The organism is Pseudomonas baetica (assembly GCF_002813455.1).
Lineage (GTDB): Bacteria > Pseudomonadota > Gammaproteobacteria > Pseudomonadales > Pseudomonadaceae > Aquipseudomonas > Aquipseudomonas baetica.
On the sequence record NZ_PHHE01000001.1, the window covers coordinates 4,042,581 to 4,058,807 of the forward strand.

At 60.2% G+C, this 16,227-nt stretch carries 10 protein-coding genes; 7 read left to right on the forward strand and 3 right to left on the reverse strand.

Annotated elements, in window-relative coordinates; all coding sequences use genetic code 11:
* Positions 1-989: 989 nt before the first annotated feature.
* The 3 genes from ATI02_RS18550 (at position 990) to ATI02_RS18560 (ending at position 7,571) form a co-directional block, all read left to right on the forward strand.
* Positions 990-4,268, forward strand: coding sequence for an alpha/beta fold hydrolase (locus ATI02_RS18550; RefSeq protein ID WP_100847017.1), 3,279 nt, complete (start codon positions 990-992; stop codon positions 4,266-4,268).
* Between the two features lie 164 nt (positions 4,269-4,432).
* Positions 4,433-6,301 carry a c-type cytochrome gene (locus ATI02_RS18555; protein WP_100847018.1) on the forward strand — a complete coding sequence of 623 codons (1,869 nt, stop codon included), beginning with the start codon at positions 4,433-4,435 and terminating at the stop codon, positions 6,299-6,301.
* 25 nt (positions 6,302-6,326) lie between these two features.
* Entirely contained in the window at positions 6,327-7,571 is a 1,245-nt protein-coding gene (locus ATI02_RS18560; RefSeq protein ID WP_100847019.1) for a metallophosphoesterase family protein, read from the forward strand.
* 98 nt (positions 7,572-7,669) lie between these two features.
* Here ATI02_RS18560 and gbcA read toward each other — a convergent pair whose 3' ends face one another.
* On the reverse strand, positions 7,670-8,965 hold the full coding sequence (gene gbcA / locus ATI02_RS18565; RefSeq protein ID WP_095187121.1) for a glycine betaine monooxygenase oxygenase subunit: 1,296 nt from the start codon (positions 8,963-8,965) through the stop codon (positions 7,670-7,672).
* A 295-nt stretch (positions 8,966-9,260) separates the two neighbouring features.
* On the opposite strand from gbcA, the gene gbcB reads away from it, so the two are divergent.
* Complete coding sequence (gbcB, locus tag ATI02_RS18575; RefSeq protein WP_100847020.1) at positions 9,261-10,361, forward strand: glycine betaine monooxygenase reductase subunit; 1,101 nt, start codon at positions 9,261-9,263, stop codon at positions 10,359-10,361.
* Positions 10,362-10,482: 121 nt separating this feature from the next.
* Here the strand turns inward: gbcB and ATI02_RS18585 are convergent, their stop codons facing one another.
* Positions 10,483-11,307, reverse strand: coding sequence for an SDR family oxidoreductase (locus ATI02_RS18585; protein WP_100847021.1), 825 nt, complete (start codon positions 11,305-11,307; stop codon positions 10,483-10,485).
* 177 nt (positions 11,308-11,484) lie between these two features.
* Complete coding sequence (locus tag ATI02_RS18590; protein ID WP_095187124.1) at positions 11,485-12,525, reverse strand: threonine aldolase family protein; 1,041 nt, start codon at positions 12,523-12,525, stop codon at positions 11,485-11,487.
* Between the two features lie 127 nt (positions 12,526-12,652).
* Here ATI02_RS18590 and ATI02_RS18595 point away from each other — a divergent pair, with 127 nt between their 5' ends.
* From ATI02_RS18595 to ATI02_RS18610, 3 genes are all read left to right on the forward strand, one after another.
* Positions 12,653-13,363, forward strand: coding sequence for a TraX family protein (locus ATI02_RS18595; protein WP_100847022.1), 711 nt, complete (start codon positions 12,653-12,655; stop codon positions 13,361-13,363).
* Positions 13,364-13,638: 275 nt separating this feature from the next.
* Positions 13,639-14,892, forward strand: coding sequence for a serine hydroxymethyltransferase (gene glyA, locus ATI02_RS18605; RefSeq protein ID WP_100847023.1), 1,254 nt, complete (start codon positions 13,639-13,641; stop codon positions 14,890-14,892).
* Between the two features lie 20 nt (positions 14,893-14,912).
* Positions 14,913-16,163, forward strand: a complete 1,251-nt coding sequence (locus ATI02_RS18610) for a sarcosine oxidase subunit beta (protein ID WP_095187127.1) — start codon at positions 14,913-14,915, stop codon at positions 16,161-16,163.
* The last annotated feature ends 64 nt before the right edge of the window (positions 16,164-16,227 follow it).

Genomic DNA, 16,227 nt, shown 5'->3' on the forward strand with positions numbered 1-16,227 from the left:
GACTGATCTAACGCCTTCGCGAGCAGGCTCGCTCCCACATTGGAATTCATTCACAGCCAATTTACACACAATCCCTGTTGGTCAGTCTGTGGATAACGTGTTCGCGCTTCACTGCAAGTCACGTCAACCGTGGCTTGCAGGCCTCAGATCAAAAAACAACCAGCCTAAGTCGCGGTTTTTCCTGGCTTTTCTCCTTGGGTAACTACACAAGTTGCCCCCAATCTCTGTTGGCGCTTCTGTGGATAAGATGTTCGCTATACGCTGCGAGCCTTATAAAACATGGCTTGTATGGGTTTGATTAAAAAACGATCAAATACCCTTCGCAGGCCTGCGAACCTCTCTCCAGCCCACGTTTTTTCAGACCCTGCAGCGCTTTTCCACAGAACCGCAAAACTTACCCCCGTTCTCTGTTGGCGCTTCTGTGGATAAGGTGTTCGCCATCCTCTGCAAGCCACGCAGAGCGGGCGATACAGACTGTTGATCAAATAGTGATCGATCGTTTGTGCAAACCCTGCTTCTGGATAAGTCACGCTTTTTCTTCACAAATCAGCGAGTTGCTTTCTCGCTCATCCACAGTTACCCCCATTTGCTGTGGGTGGCTATGTGGATAACTTGTTCGTCGAACCCTGCAAGCCCCGCCGGCCATAGTCCAAATGGCAATTGATCACATTTCATACAGTTCTAAGCGACTGCCTTGACTTCGATTCCGGCGCTGTCTTCACTGCAATGGCACAAGGACAGCCGTCACTTATCCACATCAGGTTCTGGGAGAACGCATGATGGATAGCCGCCCACATCGCCCAACCCCCTCGCCACGCAAGCGCACGTTACGTCGTGCGGTCAATCAACACGCGCGTCTATAGCGCATAAGTCATGCCTCAACCGCTGTGCTGTCGCCGGGTCCGCCCCGGAGGCCAGGTGCCCGTTCGCCCACCGATTGCAGGCAACCGCAGAGTTGCCCCCATCTGCCTGATTAGAGGAACCACCTCATGACACGGATCGCAACGCCCATCAGCGAGATCAAGGAACACTACGACGTCATCGTCATTGGTTCAGGCTACGGCGGCGGTATTGCTGCCTCGCGCCTGTCCCGTGCCGGCAAACGTGTGTGCCTGCTCGAACGCGGTCGGGAAATCCAGCCCGGCGAATACCCCAACACCATGATTGCCGCCACCGAAGAATTGCAGGTGCATGACCCCGACGGTCATATCGGCTCGCGCACCGGGTTGTTCGACCTGCATGTCAACGCTCAGCAAAACGTCGTGGTCGGTTGCGGCCTCGGCGGTACTTCGCTGATCAACGCCAACGTGGCCCTGGAGCCGGAGCCCGGCGTGTTCGATGATCCGCGCTGGCCGCAGGCAGTGCGTGAACACCGCGACACCTTGCTCAAGGATGGTTATGCCCGTGCCCGGGAAATGCTCAAGCCCAATCCTTATCCGGACACTTCACCCAATCTGCCCAAGCTCGACGCCAACAAAAAGTCCGCGGAGTACCTCAAGCAAGGCGCGCACTTCTACAAGCCGCCGATCAACGTCACCTTCGACAAACTGCCCAATAACCTCAACCACGTCGGCGTCGAACAACTGCCATGCAACCACTGTGGCGACTGCGTGTCGGGCTGTAACAACAAGGCCAAGAACACCACGCTGATGAACTATCTGCCGGACGCCTGGAACCACGGCGCGGAGATTTTCTGTCAGGCCCAAGTGCGGCATCTGGAGCGTGACGGTGACGGCTGGATTGTGCACTTCCAGTATCTGGACAGCGGTCGCGAGAAGTTTTCCGCGCCGACGCTGTTTGTGAAGGCCGACATCGTCGTGGTGTCCGCCGGCACGCTGGGCTCCACGGAAGTTCTGCTGCGCTCGCGCGACAAAGGGCTGGTGATGTCCGGCCAGCTCGGCGAAAACATGAGCGGCAACGGTGACATTCTCGGTTTCGGTCACAACTGCGAGCAGACCATCAACGGCATCGGTTTCGGCGCGCACCCGGCCAAGGAACTGCACCCGGTCGGCCCCTGCATCACCTCGGTCATCGACATGCGCACCGAAGGCGATTGGCGCAGTCGCATGGTCATCGAAGAAGGCTCGATCCCCGGCGCCCTTGGCCGGCCGATGGTGCCAAGCATGGCCGGCTTCGCCGAGATGCTCGGTGTGGCCACCGACGACAGCTTCAGCGGCAAGGTGAAATACAAGGAACGCGAGGCCGAAAGTTTTCTGCGCGGCCCGTATTACGGCGCGCTGCACAACATGCAGACCTACCTGATCATGAGTCACGACAGCGGCCAGGGGCGGATGGTCCTGGATAACAAGGATCAGTTGCGCATCGACTGGCCGGGCGTCGGCGAGCAAGAGAACTTCAAGCTCGGCAATGACCGCCTGCACCAGAGCACCAAGGCGCTCGGTGGCGTCTGGGTGGAAAATCCGATCTGGACCAAACTGCTCAAGCACAGCATCGTCTCGGTGCATCCATTGGGCGGTTGCGTAATGGGCGAGGACGCCGGGCAAGGCGTGGTCAATCACAAGGGCCAGGTGTTCAGCGGCGCTGCCGGCACCGATGTCTACGCCAATCTGTACGTGACCGACGGCGCGGTGATTCCGACGTCGCTGGCGGTCAATCCGCTGCTGACCATTTCCGCCGTGAGCGAGCGCAACATGGGCCTGCTCGCCGCCGACCGGGGCTGGCAGATCGACTTCACCCTGACCATCACCGCCAACGACCTCAACCGCATGATCAAGGAACCCGAGCACGCGGCGACCATCGTTGGCACTGTCATCGCCCCAGCGCTGTCACCGCAGTCGCTGACTGCGAGCAACGGCGTGTTCAACCTGTTCGAACAATTCGAGCAACAGGTCGATACGCGCCACATGAAGTACGACATGAAACTGACCGCCGAGGACGGCAGCGACTATTTCTTCAGCGCCTTCAAAACCGTGCCGGAAGACAACGGCGTGCTGAACATCTGGCACGACACCAGCACCCTCTACGTGACGCTGTATCGCGGGCCGGACAAGTCTGGCGAGGTGATCGGCTCCGGGGTGATGCACATCCATCCGACCGACTTCGCCAAACAGATGACCACCATGAAAGTGCTCAACGCGCGTAACGAGCGTGAGCGCATTGAAGGGCTGGCACGCTTTGGCAAGTTCTTCGCCGGGATTCTCTGGGAGAGTTATGGCGGGGTGTTTGCCGGGGATATCTACTTCAATCCCGACGCGCCGCCACGGTTGAAACGGCCACTGGACGCGCCAACCCCGGCGGTGCATTTCTTCCCCACCGAGGATGGCGTCGAACTGCGCCTGACGCGTTATCAGGCGGGGACCAAAGGCCCGGTGATGCTGGTGCATGGTTTGGGCGTGGGCTCGAACATTTTCTCCACCGACACCATCCAGACCAACCTGCTCGAATACCTGTGCAAGCACGACTACGACGTCTGGCTGCTGGACTTCCGGGTGAGCATTCTGCTGCCGGCGAGCAAGAAGGAGTGGAACGGCGACCAGATCGCCCAGTACGACTTCAAGGCAGCCATCGCGCAGATTCAGCAGCAAACCGGCGCCAAAGACGTGCAGTGCGTCGTGCATTGCTACGGCGCGACCACCTTCTTCATGTCGCTGCTGGCCGGGTTGCAGGGGGTGCGCTCGGTGGTCTGCTCGCAGATTGCCGCCGATACCGTGGTCGCCACCGCAACGGGGTTGAAGGCCGGGCTGCACCTGCCGGGCATGCTCGACGCCATCGGCATCAAGTCGATGACGGCCTACGCCGACAGCAAGGAAAACTGGTTCAACAAACTCTACGACAAAGCCCTCAACGGCTACGCGCGGATCGAAGCCCAGGGCTATTGCACCAACCCGGTGTGCCACCGCATCACCTTCATGTACGCCTCGCTGTATCGTCACGACACCCTCAATGAAACCCTGCACGACAACCTGCACGAGTTGTTCGGCGAGTCGAATATCGAGACCTTCGAGCATCTGGCGCTGATCGTGCGCAAAGGGCATCTGGTGGATTTCAAAGGCAACGATGTGTACATGCCACACTTTGACCGGCTGACCATGCCGATCTGCTTTATCAGCGGCGCCGACAACCAGTGTTATCTGCCGGAAAGCACCCTCAAGACCTACCAGCGTTTGTGCGATATGCACGGGCCACAGCGTTACAGCCGGCAGGTGGTGCCGGGTTACGGCCACATCGACTGCATGTTCGGCAAGAACGCGGTGGTCGATGTCTATCCGATCATCCTTGAACACCTGGAGAAAACCGCCCTCGGTTGACTTGAGACCGAGTCGCCCCGTTCGCGAGCAAGCCCGCTCCCACAGGGTTTTGTGTCAGGCACAAAATCAGGGGGAATCCCCAATCCATTGTGGGAGCGGGCTTGCTCGCGAAAGCGGTAGGTCAGGCACTACATCTCTTGGGTCTGCACAAGGAAATGGATGACATGGACACCTACATCCGCTGGTTTCAACGCTTCATCTGGCTAGGCATTGCAATGAACATGGTGTTCGCGATCCCCGCGCTGTTTGCGCCGGGTTTGCTGACATCGGTGGTCGGCTTGCCGCCGCAACTCTCCGATCCATGGCTGGAAAACGCCGGGATGCTGCTGGTCGGCATCAGCGTGTTCTACATGCCGTCAGGCTTCAACGCGCCGCGCTACGTGGTGCATTCCTGGCTGTGCGTACTGACGCGGTTGATCGCCGTGGTGTTCTGGATCTACCTGATCAACACCAGCAATCAAGGCTCGGTGTTCGTCCCGATGTTGCTGGGCGATCTGAGCTTTTTCCTGATTCTCGGCATTCTGCTGTACCTCGGTACCACGCCGCAGAACCGGCCATGGGCCTTGCTCTGTGATGGTTGGCGCGAGTGGCGCGCCGCGTGGGCGCGGCAATGGCAGAGTCACACCTTCAAGGTCGGCGCCTTGATCGTGGTCGCGGTGCTCGGTTTTATCGGTTACCAAACCTGGTATCAGATGCTCCGCGTCGTGCCTGAACAGCAGTACGCTTCCGACGAAGACCACTACAAATACGCTGCCATCGGCCTCGGGATCGAAGCGCGAATCCCCTATTACCTGTTCGCCGTATTGCCACAGATGTGCCCGGAAAAACTGCCAAAACCCGGCGGCTGGGAAGTCTTCGGTTTCCTCTTTGAGAACGGCAAGGACCTGCCGATCGGCATGGCCAAGCGGCAGATAGGTTACCCGACGGTGGAGCCGAACTGCGCGCTGTGCCACACCGGCTCCTACCGGGCCAACGCCAGCGACGTCGCGGTCAACGTGCCGAGTGCGCCGGCCAACACCCTGCAACTGCAAGCCTTCCAGTGGTTCGCCTACGATTGCGCCAGCGATCCGAAATTCACCACCGACGCGGTGATGGCGGCGATCAACGGCAAGTTTCAGTTGGGGTTTTTCGAGAAGCTCTACAACCGCTACCTGATCATGCCGATGGCCAAGAGCGCACTGCTCAAGCAGAAACAGGCCTACGCCTGGCAAAAGCTGCGACCGCAACAGGGACCTGGGCGCACGGACACCTTCAACCCGACGAAAATGGTGGTGTTCGGCTTCCCGGATGACTCGACCATCGGCACCGTCGATCTGCCGCAAGTCTGGAACCAGAAACCGCGCGAATCGATGTACCTGCACTGGGACGGCAATAACAACAAGATTCACGAGCGCAACTACGCCGCCGCGATGGCTGTCGGTGCGACGCCCGAATCGGTGCTGCCGCCAAGCTTCAACCGGGTGACCAACTGGCTGCTCGGGCACAAGCCACCGGCCTGGCCGTGGACGCTGGATCAGGCCAAGGTCGCGCAGGGCAAACCGATCTGGGACAACAACTGCGCCGGTTGTCATGACTTCGGTCGTGCCGATACCGGGCAGGTCACCACCAACATCGACCAGCTCGGCACCGATCCGCATCGGCTGGACTCGTTCACCACCGGTCTGGTGACTGCGTTTCACACTTTCAAGAAGCCGCCCTTCGACTTCGGCGCCTACCGCAAGACCCAGAGCTACAGCAACACGCCAACCGACGGCATCTGGCTGCGCGCACCGTACCTGCACAACGGCTCGGTGCCGACGCTATGGGACTTGCTGCAACCGCCGGAAAAACGTCCGCAGGTGTTCGTCACCGGCTCCGACGTCTACGACCCGGTCAATGTCGGGTTTGTCACCCGCGGCGCGCAAGCCAAAGCCTCGGCCGACTTCAAATACGACACCCGGCTGGAGGGCAACCACAACACCGGTCACTTGTATGGCACGCAGCTGTCGGACGCCGACAAGCGTGCGCTGATCGAATTCATGAAAACCCTGTGAGCCCTTACGGATAGAGGATTACGCCATGTCAGCGGTCGGTCATCTGAAACACGAATACGACAAGGTCAAAGTGCGCATTCACGGCTTGTTCACGCGCATGGAAATGGCCTGGATGAAGCTCATCAGCGAACTTGAACCGAAGGAGTTCGAGGCCATTCTCAAGTTGCTCCAACGTGGTCACGATCAGGCGCAGTACGTGCTGAAAAACGGCGAGTTGCCGGACGACGAGCCGAGCGTCCCCTGGGAGCTGTCCCACGGTTTGTCGATCCTGCGCATCGGCAATGCCACGCCGTTGCCGCAGTCGAGCGATCAACTGCAAACCCGGGTGCTGAAGGACGGCAGTCTGCTCGGCTGTCGCAAATGGGAACTGCTGGATCTGCTGTGGAGCGAGGCGCTGCTCAAGTGGATCGAAAACCTGCGCCATCACGCGACCTTCGGCACCGACCCGGCGGTGGTACAGATGGAGCGCGACGTGACCCTGGCGATTGCCGGCGACTGGGGCACCGGCCCTTTCGACAGTCATGCGCCGGCGGTTTCAGTCGCCAACCAGATGCAACTGGCCCAGGCTGATTTCACCATCCATCTGGGCGACGTCTACTACGCCGGCAGCCATTCCCAGGAAGACGTCGACATGGCCGGTTGGCCGATGGGCAGCCACGGCTCGTTCACCCTCAACTCCAATCACGAGATGTACAGCGGCGCCCACGGTTATTTCAAGGAACTGGCCAAGCGCTTTCCGGGGCAGCAGGGCACCAGTTACTTCGCCTTGATCAACGACGACTGGCTGGTGGTCGGGCTGGACTCGGCGTACGCCTCGGACGCGATGAACCTGTACATGGACGGCACCCTCAACGAGCCGCAGATCGTGTGGATGAAAGGCCTGCCGAAACGCAAAAAGATCATGGTGCTCAGCCATCACCAGGGCTTCGATATTTCCGGGCACAACAAGACCGCGCTGTATCAACCGGTGTGCGATGCGCTGGGGCGCGAGCCGGATTACTGGTATTGGGGGCATCTGCACAACGGCATCGTCTACGCGCAACAGGGTGGCCTGCATGCGCGTTGCGCCGGGCACGGGGCGATTCCCTACGGCAACGCCAGTGAGCTGGACGGGCATTCGCGGGTGCTCTGGTCGGAGACGCAGAGTGCGAAGGACCCGGCGTATCCGGATCGGGTGTTGAACGGGTACGCGAAAATCAGGTTGGTGGGGGAAGAGATTTTTGAGGAGTTTATTGGTGAGGATGGGTCGGTGAGGTGGTCATCGAAGTGATGGGGTGACGGTGACGGCCCCTTCGCGAGCAAGCCCGCTCCCACAGTTGGAACGCATTCCAAAATGTGGGAGCGGGCTTGCTCGCGAAGCTGTTGCTGTTAGCCCTGAACCGGCACGCCTTTGAGGTAAGGCGCAGGCTCGGCGCCGAGGTTGTTCAGCATCCGCTCGCTGTACCAATCCACAAAGTTGACCACACCAAACTCATAAGTCTTCGAGTACGGCCCAGGCTGGTACGCCGTGGAGTTGATCCCGCGCTGGTTCTCTTCGGCCAGACGACGATCCTGATCGTTGGTCGCGTCCCACACCTGGCGCATGCGGTCGACGTCGTAATCCACGCCTTCCACCGCATCCTTGTGCACCAGCCACTTGGTGGTGACCATGGTTTCCTGGGCGCTGATCGGCCACACGGTGAAGACGATGATGTGGTCGCCCATGCAGTGGTTCCACGAGTGCGGCAGGTGCAGGATGCGCATCGAACCGAGGTCCGGGTTCTTGATCCGGCCCATCAGTTTGGCGCAGCCCTGTTTGCCGTCGAGGGTCATCGACACGGTGCCCTTGAGCAGCGGCATACGCACGATGCGGTTACGCAGGCCGAAACTGGCGTGGGCGTAAGGGATCTTCTCGGCTTCCCAGGCAGCGGCGGAGGCGGCGACGTGATCCTTGAACGCCTGATCGGCGCGCGGGTCGGTGACGTCGTCCCATTCCAGCAAGGTTTTCAGCAGTTCCGGGTGCGACGCGTTGCAGTGGTAGCACTCGCGGTTGTTTTCCAGCACCAGTTTCCAGTTGGCCTTTTCCATCAAGGTGGTGGTAATCGCCACCTTGGTGTTCTCCATGTCGTACGGTTCCATGTAATGGTTCAGCGTCGACAGGAAGTCATCGATGGCCGGCGGGTTCTCGGCCAGGCTGATGAAGATGTAGCCGCCGGCAGTCTTCACGTTCACCGGTTTCAGGCCGTACTGCTTCATGTCGAAGTCGGCGCCCATCTCGGTGCCGGCGAACAGCAGGCGGCCATCCAGCTCATACGTCCACTGATGGTAATGGCAGACCAGTTTGGCGACCTTGCCCTTGTCGCTGGTGCACAGGCGCGAGCCACGGTGGCGGCAGACGTTGTGGAACGCATGGACGACGCCGTCGGCGCCACGAATGACGATGATCGGGTTCTTGCCGATCTGCAGGGTGATGTAGTTGCCCTTGGCCGGGATCTCGCAGGTCATGCCGGCGATCAACCACTCTTTCTGGAAGATCTCCTGCATGTCGATATCGAACAGCCGCTCGTCGCTGTAGAACGGTTGCGGCAGCGAGAAGGTGCGCTCACGTTCCTGCAGCATCTGTGCGGTGGCCTTGCGTGCGGGTTCCAGCGGATCGCCCAGGCTGATTTTTGCGGTGACGTCCATCGATGTGATCCTCATGGCCATCTGCGTGGCCGGCGAAAGTGGCTAATCAGGTGTGCTGTAAACGGTTGCTACGCAAGGTGTAAAGAATTCGTCTTGGTGTGAGGCGAGTGTGGGGCCGGCGCAGGCGGGAACCTTATCCATGGGCGACATGGTGCAATCTGTTCCCGACGCGCAACCCCCGGTGGTTGGGGGCTGGTCGCGATAAGTATGTCAATGTCGCGGATAGGTAAACGGGCCGTCTGCGCTATACGCAGAATCGCCACATGAAGGCCGACAGTCGGCCGTGGAGAACAGCATGTCCAACAGCTTCCTGAATCCGGTCACCACCCAGACCTGGGCCAATGGCCGACACATCGTCCGTTGCGTCAAAGTCATCCAGGAAACCTGGGACGTGCGCACCTTCTGCTTTATGGCTGATCAGCCGATCCTGTTCTTCTTCAAGCCCGGGCAGTTCGTGACCCTGGAGCTGGAAATCGACGGCCAGCCGATCATGCGCTCGTACACGATCTCCAGCTCGCCGTCGGTGCCGTACAGCTTTTCGGTGACCATCAAACGCGTGCCGGGCGGCAAGGTGTCGAACTGGTTGCACGACACCCTGCATGAAGGTCAGGAACTGGCGGTGCACGGGCCGGTCGGGCTGTTCAACGCTATCGACTTCCCGAGCCCGAAAGTCCTCTACCTGAGCGGCGGCGTGGGGATCACCCCGTGCATGTCGATGGCGCGCTGGTTCTACGACACCAACGCCAACGTCGACATGACGTTTATCCACAGCGCGCGCTCGCCGAAAGACATCATTTACCACCGCGAGCTGGAACACATGGCGTCGCGGATCGACAACTTCAGCCTGCACCTGATCTGCGAGAAGCACGGCTTGGGTGAGCCGTGGGCCGGGTATCGTGGCTACCTCAATCACAAGATGCTCGAACTGATGGTTCCCGACTTCCTTGAGCGCGAAGTGTTCTGCTGCGGCCCGACGCCGTACATGAATGCGGTCAAGCGCCTGCTGGAAGTGGCCGGCTACGACATGTCGCGTTACCACGAGGAATCCTTCGGCGCCACACCGCCCGAGGCTCGCGCCGATGCGGTGGAGCAAGCCGAACAGGCGGCCGACGCACCGGAAATCGATGCCGCGGATCTGCATCAGGTCGAATTCACCGCGTCCGGCAAGAGCATTCGTGTGGCACCGGGTGAGACCGTGCATGCGGCGGCGGCCAAGCTCGGCCTGATGATCCCGAAAGCCTGCGGCATGGGGATTTGCGGGACGTGCAAGGTGCTCAAGCTGGGGGGAGAAGTGGAGATGGATCACAACGGCGGGATTACCGAGGACGACGAGGCGGAAGGTTTTATCTTGTCGTGCTGCAGCGTGCCCAAAGGCGACGTGCGCATCGAATTCTAATGGACGACGACATTCCAATGTGGGAGCGGGCTTGCTCGCGAAAGCGCTGTATCATTCAACGGTGATGTTGGCTGATTCGACGCCTTCGCGAGCAAGCCCGCTCCCACAGGGGTTATGCGTTTCAATCAATGAACAGGTCGGGCATCAGGGTTGCGTCGCTGTCCGGCTCGAAGCGATAGTGATTGAATTCGCTCACACCGCTCTCGCGCAAAATCTCCTCATCAATCAGCAAGCGCCCGCTGATCTGCCGCCCGCTGCTGCTCAGAATCACATGCGCCGCATCCGCCATGATCGCGGGCGTGCGCGCATGCTTGAATGACTCGCGATTGCCCAACTGAAACTCGATCGCTGCCGTGGCAATCATCGTCTGCGGCCACAGTGAGTTGACGCTGATGCCGTAATTGGCAAATTCCTCACTCATGCCCAAAGTCAGCATGCTCATGCCGTACTTGGTCACGGTGTACGGGCTGTATTGGGCGAACCACTTGGTCGCCAGATTCAGTGGCGGCGACAGGTTGAGGATGTGTCCACCGGATCTTTTCAGATAGGGCAGGGCGGCCTGGCTGCACAGCAGCACCGCGCGGGTGTTGATCTGGTGCATCAGGTCGAAACGCTTGAGTTCGATGTGTTGCACGCCGGTCAATTTGATCGCCCCGGCGTTGTTCACCAGCGCATCGATGCTGCCGAAATGTTCGTTGGCCTTCGCTAACGCCTGGCGCACCGCGTCGTCGTCACGCACATCCAGTTGCAACGCCAAGGCTTTGCCGCCCGCCGCTTCGACTTCCGTAGCGACGCTGTGGATGGTGCCGGGCAACTTGGCGTGCGGTTCGGCGCTCTTGGCCGCAATCACGATATTGGCCCCGTCCTTCGCGGCACGCAGCGCGATCTCACGGCCAATGCCACGGCTGGCGCCAGTGATGAACAGGGTTTTGCCTTGTAACGACATGCCGATGCTCCTGCTTGTTGTTATGTGAGCGGAGGGCTCGACAGACAATGTAGACCAAGGGCAACGCAATCTCTATAGGAGCTGCCGCAGGCTGCGATCTTTTGATCTTGATCTTAAAAAACAAATCAAAAGATCGCAGCCTGCGGCAGCTCCTACAGGGGAGGGTGTGGAGTCAGGTCAGGCGGACATGACTTCGCGGATATCGCGGGCCAGTTCGCGCACGCGTTCTTCTTCGGTATCCCACGAGCACATGAAGCGTGCGCCGCCCTTGCCGATGAAGGTGTAGAAGCGCCAGTTCTTCGCAGTCAGGGCTGCGATGGCCGGCTCGGAGAGTTGCAGGAACACGCCGTTGGCCTGTACCGGGAACATCAGCTCGACGCCGGGAATGTCGCTGACCAGCTCCGCCAGCAACTGCGCGCAGTGGTTGGCGTGGCGGGCGTATTTGAGCCAGGCGTCGTTTTCGAGAATGCCGACCCATGGCGCTGACAGGAAGCGCATTTTCGACGCCAGTTGCCCGGCCTGTTTGCAGCGGTAATCGAAGTCTTCGGCCAGTTTGTGGTTGAAGAACAGGATCGCTTCACCCACCGCCATGCCGTTTTTCGTGCCGCCGAAGCACAACACGTCGACACCGGCCTTCCAGGTCAGGTCGGCCGGCGAGCAGCCGAGGAAGGCGCAGGCGTTGGAGAAGCGCGCGCCGTCCATGTGCAGGTGCAGGCCCAGTTCCTTGCAGGTGGCGCTGATGGCGCGGACTTCTTCCGGGGTGTAGACGCTGCCGACTTCGGTGGCCTGGGTCAGGGTGACCACGCGCGGTTTCGGGTAGTGAATGTCCTGGCGCTTGAGCGCGACTTCGCGGATCGATTCCGGGGTGATCTTGCCGTTTTCGGTACGGGCGATCAGCAGTTTCGAGCCGTTGGAGAAGAATTCCGGGGCGCCGCATTCGTCGGTTTCGACGTGGGCGGTTTCCGAGCAGATCACGCTGTGGTAACTCTGGCACAGCGACGACAGCGCCAGCGAGTTGGCAGCGGTGCCGTTGAACGCGAAGAACACTTCGCAGTCGGTTTCGAACAGCTTGCGAAAATGATCAGCGGCGCGCGCTGTCCATTCATCGTCGCCGTAAGCGCGTTGGTGGCCGTGGTTGGCCTGTTCCATGGCGGCCCAGGCTTCAGGGCAGATACCGGAGTAGTTGTCGCTGGCGAATTGTTGGCTCTTGTCGGTCATGGCCGGCTTCCGTGGTCGAGGCGCTTGTGGCGACTCGTTGGTCAATGATGGTGCGCACTTTACCGAAGATCATCCGGGGAGCACACGGGATGTCGCTGGCAGAACTCTACAAGGACAGGGGCCGATTATGCACCTGAGAAAACGCGACGGCGCGCTGGATCTGCTCAAGTGGCTGGCGCTGCTGAGTATGGTGCTCGATCATCTGCGATATGTCGGGATCAGCGCCGATTGGCTGTATGTGCCGGGGCGGTTGGCGTTCCCGTGGTTCTGCCTGGCGATGGCGGCGAATCTTGCCCGGGATGGCGTGCGCAGAACTGAATGGCGCTATCTGGGGTGGTTGCTGTTGTTCAGCGCCGTCAGCGAAATTCCGTATCGCTTGTACATTCCTGATCCCGACACCTTGAACGTGATGCCCACGCTGGCGCTTGGGTTGCTGGTGGCACGGGGGTGGCAGGATCCAACGATCATGTCTCGATTGCTGGGTGTCGCCGTGCTGGTATTGGCCGCCGTATTCCCGGAGCGATTGATGTTCGGTTTCTTCGGTGTGCTGCTGCCGTTGGCGATGCTGCTGGCGTTTCGCCGTCCGTGGTATTTAAGCCTGTTGCCGGGGTTGATCTGCCTCGCTGCCAATCAATGGCCAGTGCTGTATGAATCGGCGAGGTTCGGCAGTAGCGTCGCTATTCTCGGCATTGCCACGTGTCTGTTTGCGCCAATGCTCGGAATGTTCCTGTTGCGACATATGCGACATCTCCAGCCACCGCCGATGCGGCGCTGGGCCTATGCGCTCTATCCCGCGCATTTTCTCCTGTTACTCGCCGTCCGCACGGCATACACCTGACCCCTGTGGGAGCGGGCTTGCTCGCGAAAGCGGTGTGTCAGGCGATACTGATGTCGACTGACACCGCCTCTTCGCGAGCAAGCCCGCTCCCACAGGGGATCTCTACGGATTCGAGGGATACGTTCTACCAGCCATTCCCCGCCATGTCGTAAACGCACCTTTGCGTGGCGTCCGTAGGCATTTGAGCTGTCTGCGCCGGTCATACCATCGCATCAAAGGGCACGCAGGTGCCTGACCGAGACGAATGGCGCACCGCCGCCGCTGGGAGAGACGCGATGTTCAGCAAGCAAGACCAGATCCAGGGTTACGACGATGCACTGCTGGCGGCGATGAATGCCGAGGAGCAACGTCAGGAAGATCACATCGAGCTGATCGCGTCGGAGAACTACACCAGCAAACGCGTCATGCAAGCGCAGGGCAGCGGCCTCACCAACAAATACGCCGAAGGTTATCCGGGCAAGCGCTACTACGGTGGCTGCGAGCATGTGGATAAAGTTGAAGCACTGGCCATCGAACGTGCCAAGCAACTGTTCGGCGCTGATTACGCCAACGTCCAGCCGCACTCCGGTTCCTCGGCCAACAGCGCCGTGTACCTGGCGCTGATTCAGCCGGGCGACACCATCCTCGGCATGAGCCTGGCCCACGGCGGTCACCTGACCCACGGCGCGAAAGTGTCATCCTCGGGCAAGCTCTACAACGCCGTGCAGTACGGCATCAACACCGACACCGGGCTGATCGATTACGACGAAGTCGAGCGTCTGGCCGTCGAGTGCAAACCGAAAATGATCGTCGCCGGTTTCTCCGCTTACTCCAAGACTCTGGATTTCCCACGCTTCCGCCAGATCGCTGACAAAGTCGGTGCGCTGCTGTTCGTCGACATGGCTCACGTCGCCGGCCTGGTCGCGGCCGGTCTGTACCCGAATCCGCTGCCGTACGCCGACGTGGTCACCACCACCACGCACAAAACCCTGCGCGGCCCGCGTGGTGGTTTGATCCTGGCCAAGTCCAACGAAGAAATTGAAAAGAAACTCAACTCTGCGGTGTTCCCCGGCGCTCAGGGCGGCCCGCTGATGCACGTCATCGCCGGTAAAGCCGTGTGCTTCAAGGAAGCGTTGGAGCCAGGCTTCAAGGCTTATCAGCAACAAGTGATCGACAACGCTCAGGCGATGGCCAGCGTGTTTATCAAACGTGGCTACGATGTAGTGTCCGGCGGTACCGACAACCATTTGTTCCTGGTCAGCCTGATCCGTCAGGGCCTGACCGGTAAAGACGCCGACGCCGCCCTCGGCCGTGCACACATCACCGTCAACAAGAACGCCGTGCCGAACGATCCGCAATCGCCGTTCGTGACCTCGGGCCTGCGCATCGGCACCCCGGCCGTCACTACGCGCGGTTTCAAGGTGACCCAGTGCGAAGTGTTGGCCGGCTGGATCTGCGACATCCTCGACAACCTCGGTGATGCCGATGTCGAGGCCAATGTTGCCCAGCAAGTGTCGGCCCTGTGCGCAGACTTCCCGGTTTATCGCTGAGTGTTCTGGAGTAACTGACTATGCAACGCTATTCGGGCTTCGGCCTCTTCAAACACTCCCTCAGCCACCACGAAAACTGGCAGCGCATGTGGCGCACGCCGACGCCGAAAAAGGTCTACGACGTGGTCATCGTCGGCGGCGGCGGGCACGGTCTGGCGACGGCCTACTATCTGGCCAAAGAGCACGGCATCACCAACGTCGCTGTGGTCGAGAAAGGCTGGCTGGGCGGCGGTAACACCGCGCGCAACACCACCATCGTGCGCTCCAACTACCTGTGGGACGAGTCGGCGCACCTGTACGAACACGCGATGAAACTGTGGGAAGGCCTGTCGCAGGATCTGAACTACAACGTGATGTTCTCCCAGCGTGGCGTCTACAACCTCTGCCACACCCTGCAGGACATCCGTGATTCCGAGCGCCGGGTCAGCGCCAACCGCCTTAACGGCGTCGATGGCGAACTGCTCAACGCCCAGCAAGTCGCTGACGAAATCCCGTACCTCGACTGCTCGAAAAATACTCGTTACCCGGTGCTGGGCGCGACTGTTCAGCGTCGCGGCGGCGTGGCCCGTCACGATGCCGTGGCCTGGGGTTTTGCCCGTGCCGCCGACGCCTTGGGCGTGGACTTGATTCAGCAGACCGAAGTGATCGGCTTCCGCAAGGAAAACGGCGTGTGCATCGGTGTTGAAACCAATAAAGGCTTTATCGGCGCAAAACGCGTCGGTGTGGTGACGGCCGGTAACTCCGGGCACATGGCCAAACTCGCCGGTTTCCGTTTGCCGATCGAATCTCACCCGCTGCAAGCGCTGGTGTCCGAGCCGATCAAACCGATTATCGACAGCGTGATCATGTCCAACGCCGTACACGGTTACATCAGCCAGTCCGACAAGGGCGACCTGGTGATCGGCGCCGGTATCGACGGCTACAACGGCTACGGCCAGCGCGGTTCGTACCCGGTGATCGAGCACACCATTCAGGCCATCGTCGAGATGTTCCCGGTGCTGTCGCGGGTACGCATGAACCGGCAGTGGGGCGGCATCGTCGACACCACGCCGGACGCCTGCCCGATCATTTCGAAAACCCCGGTACCGAACATGTTCTTCAACTGCGGTTGGGGCACTGGCGGCTTCAAGGCCACACCTGGCTCGGGCAACGTGTTTGCCGCGAGTCTGGCCAAGGGTGAAATGCACCCATTGGCTGCACCTTTCTCCATCGACCGTTTCCACAACGGTGCGTTGATCGATGAACATGGCGCTGCTGCGGTTGCCCACTAACAAAGGCCCCATGAAAACTACTGCGCTCGGCAATACGGCGTTAAAAACAGGCTCGAAATGCTCA

Bases quoted from the DNA above. Each gene is read 5' to 3' on its own strand.
- ATI02_RS18595 (WP_100847022.1), top strand. From the start codon at position 12,653: ATGCACCTGAGAAAACGCGACGGCGCGCTGGATCTGCTCAAGTGGCTG.
- glyA (WP_100847023.1), top strand. From the start codon at position 13,639: ATGTTCAGCAAGCAAGACCAGATCCAGGGTTACGACGATGCACTGCTG.
- gbcB (WP_100847020.1), top strand. From the start codon at position 9,261: ATGTCCAACAGCTTCCTGAATCCGGTCACCACCCAGACCTGGGCCAAT.
- gbcA (WP_095187121.1), bottom strand. From the start codon at position 8,965: ATGGACGTCACCGCAAAAATCAGCCTGGGCGATCCGCTGGAACCCGCA.
- ATI02_RS18585 (WP_100847021.1), bottom strand. From the start codon at position 11,307: ATGTCGTTACAAGGCAAAACCCTGTTCATCACTGGCGCCAGCCGTGGC.
- ATI02_RS18550 (WP_100847017.1), top strand. From the start codon at position 990: ATGACACGGATCGCAACGCCCATCAGCGAGATCAAGGAACACTACGAC.
- ATI02_RS18560 (WP_100847019.1), top strand. From the start codon at position 6,327: ATGTCAGCGGTCGGTCATCTGAAACACGAATACGACAAGGTCAAAGTG.
- ATI02_RS18610 (WP_095187127.1), top strand. From the start codon at position 14,913: ATGCAACGCTATTCGGGCTTCGGCCTCTTCAAACACTCCCTCAGCCAC.
- ATI02_RS18555 (WP_100847018.1), top strand. From the start codon at position 4,433: ATGGACACCTACATCCGCTGGTTTCAACGCTTCATCTGGCTAGGCATT.
- ATI02_RS18590 (WP_095187124.1), bottom strand. From the start codon at position 12,525: ATGACCGACAAGAGCCAACAATTCGCCAGCGACAACTACTCCGGTATC.